General features: G+C 70.4%; 16 protein-coding genes. 9 read left to right on the top strand and 7 right to left on the bottom strand.

Annotated elements, in window-relative coordinates:
• Window positions 1-138, bottom strand: a 138-nt coding sequence (locus J7E87_RS31465) for a biotin carboxylase N-terminal domain-containing protein (RefSeq protein WP_215098084.1), incomplete at its 3' end; no start/stop codon positions are given.
• Window positions 139-494: 356 nt separating this feature from the next.
• Between J7E87_RS31465 and J7E87_RS31470 the strand changes: the two genes are divergently transcribed.
• Complete coding sequence (locus J7E87_RS31470) at window positions 495-968, top strand: hypothetical protein (protein ID WP_215098026.1); 474 nt, start codon at window positions 495-497, stop codon at window positions 966-968.
• Between the two features lies 1 nt (window position 969).
• Here J7E87_RS31470 and J7E87_RS31475 read toward each other — a convergent pair whose 3' ends face one another.
• From J7E87_RS31475 to J7E87_RS31485, 4 genes are all read right to left on the bottom strand, one after another.
• A complete protein-coding gene (locus tag J7E87_RS31475; protein WP_215098027.1) occupies window positions 970-1,575 on the bottom strand; it encodes a nucleoside triphosphate pyrophosphatase in 606 nt (201 codons plus the stop codon).
• A 20-nt stretch (window positions 1,576-1,595) separates the two neighbouring features.
• Window positions 1,596-1,724: a morphogenic membrane protein MmpB gene (mmpB, locus tag J7E87_RS36030; RefSeq protein WP_285427440.1), complete on the bottom strand. Its 129-nt coding sequence runs from the start codon at window positions 1,722-1,724 to the stop codon at window positions 1,596-1,598.
• Between the two features lie 212 nt (window positions 1,725-1,936).
• Entirely contained in the window at window positions 1,937-2,143 is a 207-nt protein-coding gene (locus tag J7E87_RS31480) for an acyl-CoA carboxylase epsilon subunit (RefSeq protein ID WP_215098028.1), read from the bottom strand.
• A 31-nt stretch (window positions 2,144-2,174) separates the two neighbouring features.
• Window positions 2,175-3,764: an acyl-CoA carboxylase subunit beta gene (locus tag J7E87_RS31485; protein ID WP_215098029.1), complete on the bottom strand. Its 1,590-nt coding sequence runs from the start codon at window positions 3,762-3,764 to the stop codon at window positions 2,175-2,177.
• 114 nt (window positions 3,765-3,878) lie between these two features.
• Here J7E87_RS31485 and J7E87_RS31490 point away from each other — a divergent pair, with 114 nt between their 5' ends.
• The 5 genes from J7E87_RS31490 to hutH all read left to right on the top strand — a co-directional run bounded on the left by J7E87_RS31490 (window position 3,879) and on the right by hutH (window position 10,040).
• Window positions 3,879-4,736, top strand: a complete 858-nt coding sequence (locus J7E87_RS31490) for a biotin--[acetyl-CoA-carboxylase] ligase (RefSeq protein WP_215098030.1) — start codon at window positions 3,879-3,881, stop codon at window positions 4,734-4,736.
• A gap of 303 nt (window positions 4,737-5,039) precedes the next feature.
• Window positions 5,040-6,128 (top strand): adenylate/guanylate cyclase domain-containing protein, encoded by a 1,089-nt coding sequence (locus J7E87_RS31495; RefSeq protein WP_215098085.1) that lies wholly within the window; start codon window positions 5,040-5,042, stop codon window positions 6,126-6,128.
• 228 nt (window positions 6,129-6,356) lie between these two features.
• Window positions 6,357-7,151: an enoyl-CoA hydratase/isomerase family protein gene (locus J7E87_RS31500; protein WP_215098031.1), complete on the top strand. Its 795-nt coding sequence runs from the start codon at window positions 6,357-6,359 to the stop codon at window positions 7,149-7,151.
• A gap of 97 nt (window positions 7,152-7,248) precedes the next feature.
• Window positions 7,249-8,412, top strand: coding sequence for a diguanylate cyclase domain-containing protein (locus J7E87_RS31505; RefSeq protein WP_215098032.1), 1,164 nt, complete (start codon window positions 7,249-7,251; stop codon window positions 8,410-8,412).
• Window positions 8,413-8,498: 86 nt separating this feature from the next.
• Window positions 8,499-10,040, top strand: a complete 1,542-nt coding sequence (gene hutH, locus J7E87_RS31510) for a histidine ammonia-lyase (protein WP_215098086.1) — start codon at window positions 8,499-8,501, stop codon at window positions 10,038-10,040.
• Between the two features lie 61 nt (window positions 10,041-10,101).
• Here hutH and J7E87_RS31515 read toward each other — a convergent pair whose 3' ends face one another.
• Complete coding sequence (locus J7E87_RS31515; protein WP_215098033.1) at window positions 10,102-10,374, bottom strand: hypothetical protein; 273 nt, start codon at window positions 10,372-10,374, stop codon at window positions 10,102-10,104.
• A 108-nt stretch (window positions 10,375-10,482) separates the two neighbouring features.
• Between J7E87_RS31515 and J7E87_RS31520 the strand changes: the two genes are divergently transcribed.
• The 3 genes from J7E87_RS31520 (at window position 10,483) to J7E87_RS31530 (ending at window position 13,458) form a co-directional block, all read left to right on the top strand.
• Window positions 10,483-10,860 carry a hypothetical protein gene (locus J7E87_RS31520; RefSeq protein WP_215098034.1) on the top strand — a complete coding sequence of 126 codons (378 nt, stop codon included), beginning with the start codon at window positions 10,483-10,485 and terminating at the stop codon, window positions 10,858-10,860.
• A 157-nt stretch (window positions 10,861-11,017) separates the two neighbouring features.
• Window positions 11,018-12,283, top strand: coding sequence for an Ig-like domain-containing protein (locus J7E87_RS31525; protein WP_215098035.1), 1,266 nt, complete (start codon window positions 11,018-11,020; stop codon window positions 12,281-12,283).
• A gap of 176 nt (window positions 12,284-12,459) precedes the next feature.
• Complete coding sequence (locus J7E87_RS31530; RefSeq protein ID WP_215098036.1) at window positions 12,460-13,458, top strand: GNAT family N-acetyltransferase; 999 nt, start codon at window positions 12,460-12,462, stop codon at window positions 13,456-13,458.
• Here J7E87_RS31530 and J7E87_RS31535 read toward each other — a convergent pair.
• Entirely contained in the window at window positions 13,455-14,324 is an 870-nt protein-coding gene (locus J7E87_RS31535; RefSeq protein ID WP_215098037.1) for a helix-turn-helix transcriptional regulator, read from the bottom strand. The genes J7E87_RS31530 and J7E87_RS31535 overlap by 4 nt on opposite strands.
• Between the last annotated feature and the right edge of the window lie 24 nt (window positions 14,325-14,348).

A 14,348-nucleotide genomic window follows, 5' to 3' on the forward strand; every position in this document is an offset into this window, starting at 1 on the left:
TTCGTCGGCCGCGCGGACATGCAGAGCGTCCCGGTCCGGATCGGCGTAGACGGCTACGCTCGCGATCCCGGCGTCCCGGCATGCACGGGCAACACGGACAGCGATTTCGCCACGGTTGGCGATGAGCACCTTGCGCACGATGGCTCCCTCCTTGAAACAAGCTGAGTTTAGGGACTACCGACACGGCCTTTCGACCCATCCCCAATGGTGAGCTTGCCCACACAGAGCGTGATTCGAGGCTCGCGCAAGTCGCGAAATCCCTTGTCGCACCACGGTACGACGGGTTCCTCCCCCGAACAGTAGCCTTCGGGTGTGGCACAGGTCTCTGTCCGAGAGGCCAGCGACGGATGACGTTTCTTTGTCGAGTCCCTACGAATGGCCCAATGATTCTTTGCCGCGAGACCGAGCGTGCCGGAACCCTTGTCCCGCCCTTTACCCGTTAGTAGCGTTCACGGTGTCGTACGTACTTCCGGTAACAGAGGGTTGGGGGCGCCGTGGCGCGCAGACCGGTGGCCGTGGTGGCCGCGATTGTTCTGCTGGTGGAGGCCGTCGGCATCGTGGTGATCAACGGCATCCTCGCCAACTTCGTCGACAAGCAGAACATGTCGCTCGACGGCCTTGACCCCGGCGCGATGGTCGCCGGCACCTGGGTGATGGGCGGGGTCTTCGGCCTGTATCTGGCGACGTGTGGCGTGTTGTGCCTGCTGATGGGGCTGCGCGACCGGGCTCCGGGGCGCTTCGCCCGGATTCTGCTGATCACATGCGCGGTCGTGCACGGGGTGCTCGGCGCGCTGACGGTGGGGCTCGTGGGATGGGACGCGTTCGCGTTCCTGATGGTCGTGCTGGGGCTGATCGTGCTGACGCTCGTGGCGTACGGCAAGGAGACGGGCCCCGGTGCCGAAAGCGGCAAGGGGAACGAAAGCGGCAGCGGGAACGGGGCGGAGACCGGGGCCCCCGCCACAGCCTGACCTACACCCACAGATCCGTGATCGAGTAACCGAGTTCGGCCAGCAGCCTGCGCAGCAGCGGCAGCGAGAGGCCGATCACGTTGCCGTGGTCGCCCTCTATGGAGTCGATGAACGGCGCCGAGCGGCCGTCCAGCGTGAACGCGCCCGCAACATGCAGCGGTTCACCGCTCGCGACGTACGCGGCGATCTCGTCGTCCGTCGGGTCGCCGAAGCGCACCGTGGTCGACGCGGTGGCGGACACGCTGCGGCCGGTCGCGGTGTCGGCAACGCAGTGGCCCGTCAGCAGCGCGCCCGAGCGGCCGCGCATCGCCTTCCAGCGGGCCGTGGCGTCCTCCGCGTCAGCCGGCTTGCCGAGGGCCTGGCCGTCGAGTTCGAGGACCGAGTCGCAGCCGATGACGAGCGCGCCGGCGGCCTCGGGCCGGGCGGCCACGGCGGCTGCCTTCGCCTCGGCGAGTGCCAGGGCCAGCTCGGCGGGCGTCGCCGCGCTCAGCGCGTCCTCGTCGACGCCGCTGACGATCACCTCGGGGGCGAGTCCGGCTTGGCGCAGCAGGTTGAGCCGGGCGGGGGAGGCGGAGCCGAGGACGATGCGGGGGCGCTGAGCGGTCATGGGGTCATGGTAGGTGGCGGTCAGCGGAGCCCGAGCACGAACATGGCAAGCACCATGGCCAGGGCGAGCACAAGGCCCACGCGGCGCATCATGGCCTGCGTCTCGCGCAGTTCCTTGGGGGGCTCGTCCTCCGGGTCGGACCACAGCATGCCTTCGATCCTGCTGCCGGGTCCTGGACGGCGCCTGAGTACGCGTACTCAACCGCCGGGGTGACAACGGACTAATTCCAGGTGTTGAAACGGCCGGACGGGGCTGGTGTGCAGAGAGGGACACGAGCACCGCGATGGCCGGACGGGCTGAGGATCAGCCCGTCCGGTCATCGGGGACCGGGATCCGGGGCGGAGCCCCGTGTGGTCGGTCCCTAAACCGGCCAGTAGGTGCGCGCCCACGCGCGGGGCCCGGGCAGGGGCCTGCGACTGCGTGCGATGAGCGCCGGATCCGCCCACTGCTCGGGCGGCGCGTCGGCGCCCTCCCCCGCCGAGGCCGTCGCCGCGGCGCGCGCCTGAACCACCGCCAGTGCGGCGGCCAGCTCCTCCGGGGTCGGATTGCCCCGTACAACCTTGATCACAGCGGCTCCTTCCAGGCTTGTCGGCTTGTGCTTACAAAGGAATGTTGCCGTGCTTCTTCGGCGGCAGGCTTGCCCGCTTGGTACGCAGCTGACGCAGCCCCCGCACGATGTGCGAACGCGTCTCCGACGGCATGATCACGGCGTCGACATAGCCGCGCTCCGCCGCGACGTACGGGTTGAGGAGCGCGTCCTCGTAGTCCTGGATCAGCTTGGCGCGGGTCGCCGCTGCCTCGTCTGCGTCCTTGGCTGCGTCGATGGTGCGGCGGTGCAGGATGTTCACCGCGCCCTGCGCGCCCATCACCGCGATCTGCGCGGTCGGCCAGGCCACATTGAGGTCGGCGCCCAGGTGCTTGGAGCCCATGACGTCGTACGCGCCGCCGAAGGCCTTCCGCGTGATCACCGTGATCAGCGGGACCGTCGCCTCCGCGTAGGCGTAGATCAGCTTGGCGCCGCGGCGGATGATCCCGCCGTACTCCTGGTCGACGCCGGGCAGGAAGCCGGGCACGTCGACGAAGGTCAGCACGGGAACGTTGAAGGCGTCGCAGGTGCGCACGAAGCGCGCGGCCTTCTCGGAGGCGTTGATGTCGAGACAGCCGGCGAACTGCATCGGCTGGTTGGCGACGATGCCGACCGGGAAGCCCTCCACCCGCCCGAAGCCGGTGAGGATGTTCGGCGCGAACATCGCCTGGGTCTCCAGGAACTCGCCGTCGTCCAGCACATGCTCGATGGCCGTGTGCATGTCGTACGGCTGGTTCGCCGAGTCCGGGATGAGGGTGTCGAGCTCGCGGTCCTCGTCGGTCGGCTCCAGGTCGGCCTCCTCGGGGAAGGCCGGCGGCTCGGAGAGATTGTTCGAAGGCAGGTACGACAGGAGCGACTTGACGTACTCGACGGCGTCCTTCTCGTCGCCTGCCATGTGGTGCGCGACACCCGAGGTGGTGTTGTGCGTACGGGCTCCGCCCAGCTCCTCGAAGCCGACATCCTCGCCGGTGACCGTCTTGATGACGTCGGGGCCGGTGATGAACATGTGTGAGGTCTGGTCGACCATCACCGTGAAGTCGGTGATCGCGGGGGAGTAGACGGCGCCGCCCGCGCACGGTCCGACGACCAGCGAGATCTGTGGGATCACGCCGGAGGCATGGGTGTTGCGGCGGAAGATCTCCCCGTACATGCCGAGGGCCATGACGCCCTCCTGGATACGGGCGCCGCCGGAGTCGTTGATGCCGATGACGGGACAGCCGGTCTTCAGCGCGAAGTCCATCACCTTCATGATCTTCTGGCCGTAGACCTCGCCCAGGGAGCCGCCGAGGACCGTGAAGTCCTGGGAGAAGACAGCCGCCGGGCGGCCGTCGACCGTGCCGTAGCCGGTGACCACACCGTCGCCGTAGGGGCGGTTCTTCTCCATGCCGAAGTCGGTGGACCGGTGCCGGGCGAACTCGTCGAGCTCCACGAACGAACCCTCGTCCAGCAGCAGATCGATCCGCTCGCGGGCCGTCAACTTGCCCTTGGCGTGCTGCTTCTCCACCGCGCGGGCGGAGCCGGCATGCGTCGCCTCTTCAACGCGGCGCTGCAGGTCTGCGAGCTTTCCTGCGGTGGTATGGATGTCAATCTCGGACTCCGACATCGGGATGCGGCTCCCTGTCCTGGTCAACGTCAACCGGAATGGCTACTGACACGTAGCGTATCGGCGTGCATGGCGCTCAGCAGTGCGGCGTTTGCCACACCTAACCTGGCTTGCATGACGCCTGACAATGCGCCCGGAAGCCGCTGGTCCGACCTCGACCGGCCGCCGCTGAACGAGCCCGCGCTGCGCCGCGCCCTGCTGCAGCCGGGGGGGCTGTGGACCTCGTTCGACGTCGTGGCGTCGACCGGCTCCACCAACTCCGACCTGGCGGCCCGTGCCGACTCCCTCGACGAGGGGGCGGTGCTCGTCGCCGAGGAGCAGACGGCGGGCCGGGGACGCATGGACCGGAACTGGACGGCGCCCGCGCGGTCGGGGCTGTTCGTGTCCGTGCTGCTGCGGCCCGGGCCGGACATCCCGGTGGAGCGCTGGGGGTGGCTGCCGCTCCTCGCCGGAGTGGCGGCAGCGACGGGCCTCGCGCGGGCCGCGGGAGTCGACATGTCCCTCAAATGGCCTAATGACCTGCTGGTAAAAGTCGGCGGCGAGGAGCGCAAGACCGGCGGGATCCTCGCCGAGCGGACAGGGGAAGACGCGGTCGTCATCGGCATCGGCGTCAATGTCACGCTGCGCGCGGCCGAACTCCCCGTCCCCACGGCGGGCTCCCTGGGCCTGGCGAACGCGATCTCCACGGACCGCGACCCGCTGCTGCGGGCGGTGCTGCGCTCGCTGGAGCAGTGGTACGGCGACTGGCGCGCGGCGGGCGGCGACCCGGGGCTCTCGGGGCTGCAGGAGGCGTACGCGGCGGACTGCGCGACGCTGGGACGGACCGTACGGGCCGAGCTGCCGGGCGGTCGCTCGGTCACCGGCGAGGCGATGGCCCTGGACGGTGACGGGCGGCTGGTGCTGGCCACCGAGGACGGCGAGCACCAGCCGATCAGCGCGGGCGACATCGTGCACCTGCGGCCGGCCGGCTGAACCGGTACGGCGACCAGGACGTGAGCCAGGGCACACCTGCCGTATCGTTGAGGCGATCGAGCTACAGATCGGCAGGGCAGTGCGCAGGGAACGGGCAGGAGGCGGCTGGTGACCGTCGACGACACCAATTCCGGCGAGGGCGCGCAGCCGCCGTCGGACTCCCCGTCCGGCGCGTCCGCCCCGTCGAATTCATCGTCCGACAAGACCTCTTTGTCGTCGGATGCGCTCTCTTCGGACTCTGCGGGAGCCTCTCCCGGGACTTCCCCCGGTGCCACTTCCGGGCCGTACTCCGGATCCCCCGCCGTGCACCCGCCCCACCACGAGGTCGATCACACGGTGGAGCCCACCGACGACCCTCTTGCGATCCGCCTCGAGCAGCTGATTCTCGGCGCTGAACGTCGCTATACGCCGTTCCAGGCGGCCCGCACGGCCGGTGTCTCGATGGAGCTGGCCTCCCGCTTCTGGCGGGCGATGGGCTTCGCCGACATCGGCCAGGCGAAAGCGCTGACCGAGGCGGACGTACTGGCCCTGCGACGCCTCGCCGGTCTGGTCGAGGCGGGCCTGCTGAGCGAGCCGATGGCGATCCAGGTGGCCCGCTCGACCGGACAGACCACCGCCCGGCTGGCGGAATGGCAGATCGATTCCTTCCTGGAGGGCCTGACGGAGCCGCCCGAGCCCGGGATGACCCGCACGGAAGTCACGTACCCCCTGGTTGAGCTGCTCCTGCCCGAGCTGGAGGAGTTCTTGGTGTACGTCTGGCGCCGCCAGCTCGCCGCGGCGACCGGGCGCGTGGTCCAGGCCGCGGACGACGAGGAGATGGTCGACCGCCGGCTCGCGGTCGGCTTCGCGGACCTGGTCGGTTTCACGCGGCTGACGCGGCGGCTGGAGGAAGAGGAACTGGGCGAGCTGGTCGAGGCGTTCGAAACCACGGCGGCCGACCTGGTCGCGGCGCACGGCGGCCGCCTGATCAAGACGCTGGGCGACGAGGTCCTGTACGCGGCGGACGAGGCGGGCACGGCGGCGGAGATCGCGCTGCGGCTGATAGAGACGATGACTAACGACGAGTCGATGCCGGAGCTGCGCGTCGGCATCGCTTTCGGGACGGTCACCACGCGGATGGGCGATGTCTTCGGCACGACGGTGAACCTGGCCAGTCGGCTGACATCGATAGCGCCGAAGGACGCGGTGCTGGTCGACGGCGCGCTCGCGGTGGAGCTTGTCCGTACGGGCGACGCGCCGGCCTCCGAGACGGAGGCGGCGGAGGAGGCGGCCGCGGCGGAGAAGGAGGGCGAGGAGCCCCCCTCGTACCGCTTCGCCCTCCAGCCGATGTGGCAACGCCCGGTCCGCGGACTCGGCGTGGTCGAACCCTGGCTGCTGTCGCGCCGCAGCTGAGTCCGGGCGGCCCTGTTCCCCGCCCGTAACCGGGGCTCCGCTCCGTAACCGGGGCTCCGCCCCGCACCCGGCAATCCGCACCCCCACGCCCGCAAACGCCGGCGACGCTGAAAAGCCGGCCTGGGCCGGGCGGGGCAGACCCCGTCAGGGCCCGCGCGCCTATGATCCGGTGAACCATCGTGCTGTGTCGTTCGGGGGTTCCTCCAAACCCCCTGGGAGGGTGCCGTCATGTCCGAGTCCGAGCAGCGCTTCGGGGAATTCGTCGTCGTACGCAGGCACGAGCATGTCGCCGAGCTCGTGCTCGACCGGCCCAAGGCCATGAACGCCGTCTCGACCGAGATGGCCCGCTCCATCGCCGCCGCCTGCGACGCGCTCGCCGCCGACCGGGACGTGCGCGTCACCGTTCTCACCTCCACCCATGAGCGGGCCTTCTGCGTCGGCGCCGACCTCAAGGAGCGCAACTCCTTCTCCGACGCCGAGTTGGTGCGCCAGCGGCCGACCGCTCGGGCCGCCTACACCGGGGTGCTCGAGCTGCCCATGCCGACCGTCGCCGCCGTGCACGGCTACGCGCTCGGCGGCGGGTTCGAGCTCGCGCTGGCCTGCGATCTGATTGTGGCCGACGGCACCGCCGTCGTGGGGCTGCCCGAAGTGTCCGTGGGCGTCATCCCCGGCGGCGGCGGGACGCAGCTGCTGCCGCGCCGGGTCGGGGCCGCCCGCGCCGCCGAGCTGGTCTATACAGCGCGTCGCGTTCAGGCCGCCGAGGCACGGGAGTTGGGGCTCGTCGACCAGCTGGCGGACGACGCCAGGACCGAGGCGCTCGCCGTCGCCGCCCGGATCGCCGCGAACTCGCCCGTCGGGCTGCGCGCCGCCAAGCGAGCTCTGCGGCTGGGGCAGGGGCTCGATCTGCGGGCGGGTCTCGAGGTGGAGGACGCCGCCTGGCGTTCGGTCGCCTTCTCCGGGGACCGGGCCGAGGGCGTCGCGGCCTTCAACGAAAAGCGGAAGCCGCAGTGGCCCGGCGAGTGACCATCTGCCGAACGGCTGGGTGAGCATTCGGAGCGGGGAACTGGGCGGGAGCAACCCCGATTGATCGAAGCGGGGCAAAACTCCCTAAGCTGGGATGATGGCTGAGGATCGGCGGCTGCGAGCCGTAGTGGCGCTGGCGCAGGCGGTGGCGGCCGCGCACACCCCCCGCGAATCCTGGCGGGCGGCCGCGCTGGGCGCGCGTGACGCGCTCGCCGGCTCCTTCGCCGCGCTGTCGGTGTGGGAGCGCGATCTCGGACGGCTCAGAGTGCTCGTCAACGCGGGCGAACGGGCCCCCGAGGAAGAGGAGTTCCCCGAGTCCGAGACCTATCCGGTCAACCGCTTCCCGGAGATCACCGAGTTTCTGCACGAGCGGTGGGCCGGCGGCGGCGAGCCCGAAGCCTGGGTGGAGACCGTGGACGGCCCGGCCACGCCCGGGCACGGCTACCGCCATCAGAGGGTCGCGGCACTGCGCCGTCGCCGCCGCGGCTGCTGCGTCGTCGCGCCGATAGTGCTGCACGGGCGCGCCTGGGGAGAGCTGTATGTCGCCAGGCCGCTCGGCGCCCCGGTGTTCGGCCGGGACGACGCGGATTTCGCGACCGTGCTCGCGTCCGTCGTGGCTGCCGGGATCGCCCAGACCGAGCGCCTCGAAGAGGTACGCAGGCTGGCCTTCACCGACCCGCTGACCGGGCTCGCCAACCGCCGCGCCGTCGACATAAGGCTCGATGAAGTCCTTGAGCGGCATCGCGCGGACGGCTCCGTCGTCAGCCTCGTCGTCTGCGACCTCAACGGCCTCAAGCAGGTGAACGACACCCACGGCCATGCGGTCGGCGACCGGCTGCTCGAACGTTTCGGCTCGGTGCTCTCGCTGTGCGGGGCGATGCTGCCGGGCGCGCTCGCGGCGCGGCTCGGCGGGGACGAGTTCTGCCTGGTCACGGTGGGCCCCGCCGCGGACGAGGTGGTCCGTGTCGCGGACGAACTCTGCGTCCGCGCGGGCGAGTTGGAGCTGGGTGAGGGCGTGGCGTGCGGAGTCGCGTCGACCGGCGACCCGATCGGGCAGGTCCGCTCGTCCCGCCGGCTGTTCCGGCTCGCGGACGCGGCTCAGTACCGGGCGAAGGCGGCACGCTCCCCGAAGCCGGTGGTCGCGGGCCGTGACGGCACCGTGCTCCGGCTCGCGGACGCCCCGCCGCGCCCGCCGCACGAGCGCCGCGCCTTCCGGGGCGCACGGCCCGAGGACGCCCAGGAGCCCTGGAGCGAGCCCTGAAGTGGGCGTGACATTGCGGTAAGGGTCCAACCCGGCCGGCAGTAGTGACAGGTTGAGATTCAGTCCGTACGCTGCTGAATATGGATATGCACACTGTCGTGGTGGGGACGTCCGGTACCACCGCCGATGACGTCATCGCCGTGGCCCGCGGAGGCGCCCGGATCGAGCTCTCCGCCGAGGCCGTCGCCGCCCTCGCCGCGGCCCGCGGGATCGTCGACGCGCTGGCCGCCAGGCCCGAGCCCGTCTACGGGGTCTCCACCGGATTCGGCGCCCTCGCCAGCCGGCACATCAGCCCCGAGCTGCGCGCCCAGCTCCAGCGCAACATCGTCCGCTCGCACGCCGCAGGCATGGGCCCGCGCGTCGAGCGCGAGGTCGTCCGCGCACTGATGTTCCTCCGCCTGAAGACCGTGGCCTCCGGCCACACCGGCGTACGCCCCGAGGTCGCCCAGACCATGGCGGACGTACTGAACGCCGGTATCACGCCCGTCGTCCACGAGTACGGCTCCCTCGGCTGCTCCGGCGACCTCGCGCCGCTCTCCCACTGCGCGCTCACCCTCATGGGCGAGGGCGACGCCGAGGGTCCCGACGGCATCGTGAAGCCCGCCGGCGAGCTGCTCGCCGCGCACGGCATCGCGCCCGTCGAACTCCGCGAGAAGGAGGGCCTCGCCCTCCTGAACGGCACCGACGGCATGCTCGGCATGCTGGTCATGGCACTCGCCGACCTCCAGCGCCTCTACGTAACCGCCGACATCACCGCCGCGCTGTCGCTGGAGGCGCTGCTCGGCACCGACAAGGTGCTCGCCCCCGAACTGCACGCGATCCGCCCGCACCCCGGCCAGGCCGTCGCCGCCGCCAATATGAGCGCCGTGCTCAAGGGCTCCGGGCTCGTCGGCCACTTCCAGGAGGAGGAGGCGCCGCGCGTCCAGGACGCGTACTCGGTGCGCTGTGCCCCGCAGGTCGCCGGCGCCGGGCGGGACACCCTCGCCCACGCCCGCCTCGTCGCCGACCGCGAGCTCGCCTCGTCCGTCGACAACCCGGTCGTGCTGGCCGACGGCCGCGTGGAGTCCAACGGCAACTTCCACGGCGCGCCCGTCGCGTACGTCCTGGACTTCCTGGCCATCTGCGCCGCCGACCTCGGCTCCATCGCCGAGCGCCGCACCGACCGGCTCCTCGACAAGAACCGCTCGCACGGCCTGCCGCCGTTCCTCGCCGACGACGCCGGCGTGGACTCGGGCCTGATGATCGCCCAGTACACACAGGCCGCCCTGGTCAGCGAGATGAAGCGGCTCGCGGTGCCGGCCTCCGTCGACTCGATCCCATCGTCGGCGATGCAGGAGGACCATGTCTCGATGGGCTGGTCGGCCGCGCGCAAGCTGCGTACCGCCGTCGGCAATCTGAACCGGATCCTCGCCGTTGAGCTCTACGCCGCGACCCGCGCCATCGAGCTGCGCCGGCATCTGACCCCCGCGCCCGCCTCGCAGGCCGCGATCGGCGCGCTGCGCGCCGCGGGCGTCCAGGGCCCGGGCCCGGACCGTTTCCTCGCGCCCGACCTGGAGGCCGCGGACGCGTTCGTACGGGACGGAAAGCTCATCGCGGCCGTGGAGCCGGTGACCGGCCCGCTGGCCTAGCGCGACACGGGCAATGGCCGCCCCGCGGGGCGGCCATTGCCGTACACGCACACAGAACTCGTCACATCTGCCAGGCACCGCTGCGGCGCACCGAATACGCCACGAAGCCGACGCCGATCCCCAGGAACGCCGTCCCGCCGACCAGATACGGCGTGGTGTCCACGGTGCCCGTGTCGGCGAGCCTCAGCTCCTGCGACGACGCCGCGGCGCCGCTGTGCTGTCTCTGCACCGCTTCCCGGTCGATGGTGGCATTCGCCGAGGGAACGAACCACAGCGCACAGAGCAGAGTCCCTGCTGCAGTGGCGGTCAGAAGCGGTCGACGTGCGACGGACACGGACTCGATCCCCCTTGAGGCATCAACGAATTGGCCGGGTGCGCTGATGCTAATGAAAGCAGCGGGTCGGGGGAAAGCCGCAGGGGCGGGAGGCCTACGCTCCGACGTATGACCACTTCTGAGACATCACGTTATGTGCGGCTGCGGGTGGAATTGGTGCTGGAGGTGGGAGACTCCGGGGCCCTGACCGGCGCGGCCCTCGACCGCATCGCGGCCGACGAGTTCATGCCCGACGAGGAGCGTGCGCACGCCGAGTCGGCCGTACGCGAGGACGAGGCGGAAGCCATCGCCTATCTCGTGGACCCCTTCGACCTGGTCAGCGACGTCCCTGGGGTGGAGCTCGCCCAGGCATCCTGGAGCAGTGAACAGATCGACTACGACCCCGATGCGGAGGAGTGGGACCTCGACGAGGAAGATGAAGAGGGCGAGGCGTACGAAGGCGACGAAGACGGCGAGGAAGACGGCGACGAAGACGGCGGTCGCTGAACCGGGGCCCGGCTGATTTCGTGCCGAAGTGCAACCGCGGGCGCCGCAACTGCGTCGGTGGATCAGTGAGTGGTGTTCCCCACATTCAAATGTGATGTGGAACCGGATGACCGGGTATGGGTGTCGTCCAGAGTGTTGGTCAGGGGAATCGGCGACGATGGAGAAGCGTGTGATGACGGACAGCAAGCGGCGCAAAGGCCTGATGGCCGCGTCCGCCGTGCTCGGTGGCGTGCTGGCGATCTCTGCCTGCAGCAGCGACGGGGACAAGGGCGGCAGCGCCGAAAGCTCGAAGAAGTCGCAAGCCCAGGTCGACGAGGCGGCGGCGAAGGACGCTTCGAAGGCGCGAATAACCATCTCGCCCAAGAACGGCGCGAGCAACATCGGCATCAACAACGACGCCAAAGTCACCGTCAGTGACGGCACCCTGACTCAGGTGGCCATGACCACCGTCGCCGGCGAGAGCGTCAAGGGCACCCTGGCTGCCGACGGCAAGAGCTGGAAGCCGGACGGCCAGCTCGAGCGCTCCACCACGTACAAGATCGCCGCGACCGCCAAGGACACCGAGGGCCTGGAGGCCCACGAGAACTCCTCCTTCACCACGGTCTCGCCCGCCAACAGCTTCATCGGCAACTTCACGCCGGAGGACGGTTCCACCGTCGGCGTCGGCATGCCGGTGTCCATCAACTTCAACAAGGCGATCACCGACAAGAAGGCCGTCCAGTCCGGGATCACCGTGACGTCGAGCAGCGGCCAGGAGATCGTCGGCCACTGGTTCAACGGGCAGCGTCTCGACTTCCGCCCCGACCAGTACTGGCAGGAGGGCTCGACCGTCACCCTCAAGCTGAACCTCGACGGGGTCCAGGGGGCCCAAGGGGTCTTCGGTGTCCAGCAGAAGACGGTCACCTTCAGGATCGGCCGCAATCAGGTCTCGACCGTCGACGCGTCGTCCAAGACGATGACGGTCACCCAGGACGGCAAGACGATCAAGACCATCCCGATCTCCGCCGGTGCCCCGGACAACCCGACGTACAACGGCCAGATGGTGATCTCCGAGAAGTTCAAGGAGACCCGGATGGACGGCTCTACGGTCGGCTTCAAGAAGAAGGACGGCAAGGGCGAGTACGACATCAAGGACGTCCCGCACGCGATGCGGCTGTCCACGTCGGGCACGTTCATCCACGGCAACTACTGGGGCGCCGACTCGATCTTCGGCAGCGCCAACACCAGCCACGGCTGTGTCGGCCTGAACGACGTGAAGGGTGCGGGCGACGCGAACCAGCCCGCTGCCTGGCTGTTCAACAACACGATCGTCGGCGACGTCGTCATTGTGAAGAACTCCCAGGACAGGACCGTCCAGCCCGACAACGGCCTGAACGGCTGGAACCTGAACTGGACCCAGTGGAAGGCCGGCTCCGCGGTCTGAGCCCGGCCCGGTAGGCATTGGAAAGCGGCGGCGCCCTGCCCGGGGTGCCGCCGCTTTCGTTGCCCGAGGTGGTGTGGTTCCGAACGGGACCGCGGCGGACAATCCGGCCCTCGGCGCGGCGGCGGCCGAAGAAATTGGCCTGCGCCCGTCCGAACCTGCCCGTACCGTCGCTCGACATGACGATCACTCGGCTTCCCGTCACGCCCGACGCCTCCGCCATCGACGCCTGGCACTCGGTGGTCACCGCCGCGCACGCCCACGATCTTCCGGCCGGGGTGCCGGTGCCCGGCCGGGTCGAGACCGAGGGGAAGCTGCGGCACTCCTCGGTGAGCGGGCACGCCGTCCATTTCGCGGCGACGGCCCCCGACGGCTCGTACGACGGCGTGGCCTCGCTGCTGCTGTTCACGGACGAGGCCAACCGGCACACCGCCTTCCTTGATGTGCTGGCCGTGCGCCCGCGGGCCAGGCGGCGCGGCGTCGGCGCGGCGCTCTGGGCCGCCGTACGCGCCGAACTCGCGGCCGGGGGACGGACATCGGTCTCCACGCCCCTCGAACCGGGCGGCGCGGGCGAGAAGTTCGCCACCGGGCTCGGCTTCGGGAATGTGCTGCCGCTCCAGTGGTACGTACAGGATGTGCGGGCCGCGCCCGAAGCCGACCAGCCGCCGGAGCTGCCTGCGGGCTATGCGTACGCCCAGTGGACCGGTGTCGTGCCCGACGCCTTCGCCGACGCCTTCGCCGAGGCCCACAACGCCATGGAGGACGCGCCCAACGGCGAAAGGGACGAGCAGTCACCGCGGTGGGACGCGGACCGGGTGCGGGCCGCCGCGCAGCTGATCGTGGACCGGGGCGGGGTGATCCTCTCCTCGGCGGTCCTTCACCCGGCGGGCGGCAACGCGGTCGCCGCGTACACCGAACTGGTGCTGCGCGACCCGTCGGACGTCCGCGCCATCCAGTACGACACGGTGGTCGCCCCGGCCCACCGGGGCCGCGGACTCGGCCGTGCGGTCAAGCGGCACATGCTGTCGGCGGTGAGCGCGCGGCATCCCGGGATACGGGAGATCGCGACCACGGTCGCCGACGACAACGCTCCGATGCTGGCCGTCAACGAAAGGCTCGGCTACCGGCGTGAGCGCGGGGTCGCGATCTTCCAGGCGAAGCTCGCAGACACGCTCTAGCCGCGTCCGGTCGCGTCGGCCTCCGCCGCCTCGTCAACGCCCCAGCCGGCCAGCAGCCGCAGCGAATCGGCCGAACGGCTGCCCGGCTCCGCGTGATAGGTGACCAACGACAGATCGTGGTCGTCGGGCAGCCTCAGCGTCTCGTACGAGAGGGTCATCTCGCCCACCAGCGGATGGTGCAGCCGCTTGGTGCCGTGACCCTTCTCCTGCACGGTGTGTGCGGCCCAGAGCCGGCGGAACTCCTCGCTCTTCACGGACAGTTCGCCGATCAGCTCCGGCAGCTGGGGGTCGTCGGCCGAGCAGCCCGCGTACATCCGCAGCGTGCTGACGACCTCGACCGCCTTGCACTCCCAGTCGACATACAGATCGCGGGCGTTGGGATCGAGGAAGACGAGCTTCGCCATGTTCCGCTGCTGCGGCGGCAGCGCGGCGAAGTCGCCGAGCAGTGCGCGGGCCATGCGGTTCCAGCCCAGGAGGTCCAGCCGCCGCCCGACGACGAACGCGGGCACCGAGTCCATCGCGTCGATCAGCTGCTGGAGGGCAGGCCGCACCTGCTGCGGCCGTCCCATCCGCCGGTGCTTCTTCTGCTTCGGCTTGGCGAGGTGGGTGAGATGGTCACGCTCGACGTCGGTCAGCTGCAGCGCCCGCGCGATGGCGTCGAGTACCTCGGTGGAGACATTGCGGCCGTTGCCCTGCTCGAGACGCGTGTAGTACGCCACGGAGACACCGGCGAGCTGAGCCAGCTCCTCCCGGCGCAGCCCCGGGACACGGCGGTGGCGGCCCAGCTGCGGCAGCCCGACGTCCTGCGGCTGGAGCCGGCCACGACGGGAGCGGAGGAATTCGCTGAGTTCGGCGCGCTGGTCCATGCAGCCAGTATTACCGGACGGGGA

Origin of the sequence: Streptomyces sp. ISL-1, assembly GCF_018614585.1 — a bacterium.
GTDB lineage: Bacteria > Actinomycetota > Actinomycetes > Streptomycetales > Streptomycetaceae > Streptomyces > Streptomyces maoxianensis.

What these genes read in the sequence shown, in the direction of transcription:
- J7E87_RS31475 (WP_215098027.1), bottom strand. Translation starts at nt 1,575, where the DNA reads ATGACCGCTCAGCGCCCCCGCATCGTCCTCGGCTCCGCCTCCCCCGCC.
- mmpB (WP_285427440.1), bottom strand. Translation starts at nt 1,724, where the DNA reads ATGCTGTGGTCCGACCCGGAGGACGAGCCCCCCAAGGAACTGCGCGAG.
- J7E87_RS31485 (WP_215098029.1), bottom strand. Translation starts at nt 3,764, where the DNA reads ATGTCGGAGTCCGAGATTGACATCCATACCACCGCAGGAAAGCTCGCA.
- J7E87_RS31490 (WP_215098030.1), top strand. Translation starts at nt 3,879, where the DNA reads ATGACGCCTGACAATGCGCCCGGAAGCCGCTGGTCCGACCTCGACCGG.
- J7E87_RS31500 (WP_215098031.1), top strand. Translation starts at nt 6,357, where the DNA reads ATGTCCGAGTCCGAGCAGCGCTTCGGGGAATTCGTCGTCGTACGCAGG.
- J7E87_RS31505 (WP_215098032.1), top strand. Translation starts at nt 7,249, where the DNA reads ATGGCTGAGGATCGGCGGCTGCGAGCCGTAGTGGCGCTGGCGCAGGCG.
- hutH (WP_215098086.1), top strand. Translation starts at nt 8,499, where the DNA reads ATGCACACTGTCGTGGTGGGGACGTCCGGTACCACCGCCGATGACGTC.
- J7E87_RS31520 (WP_215098034.1), top strand. Translation starts at nt 10,483, where the DNA reads ATGACCACTTCTGAGACATCACGTTATGTGCGGCTGCGGGTGGAATTG.
- J7E87_RS31525 (WP_215098035.1), top strand. Translation starts at nt 11,018, where the DNA reads ATGGAGAAGCGTGTGATGACGGACAGCAAGCGGCGCAAAGGCCTGATG.
- J7E87_RS31530 (WP_215098036.1), top strand. Translation starts at nt 12,460, where the DNA reads ATGACGATCACTCGGCTTCCCGTCACGCCCGACGCCTCCGCCATCGAC.
- J7E87_RS31535 (WP_215098037.1), bottom strand. Translation starts at nt 14,324, where the DNA reads ATGGACCAGCGCGCCGAACTCAGCGAATTCCTCCGCTCCCGTCGTGGC.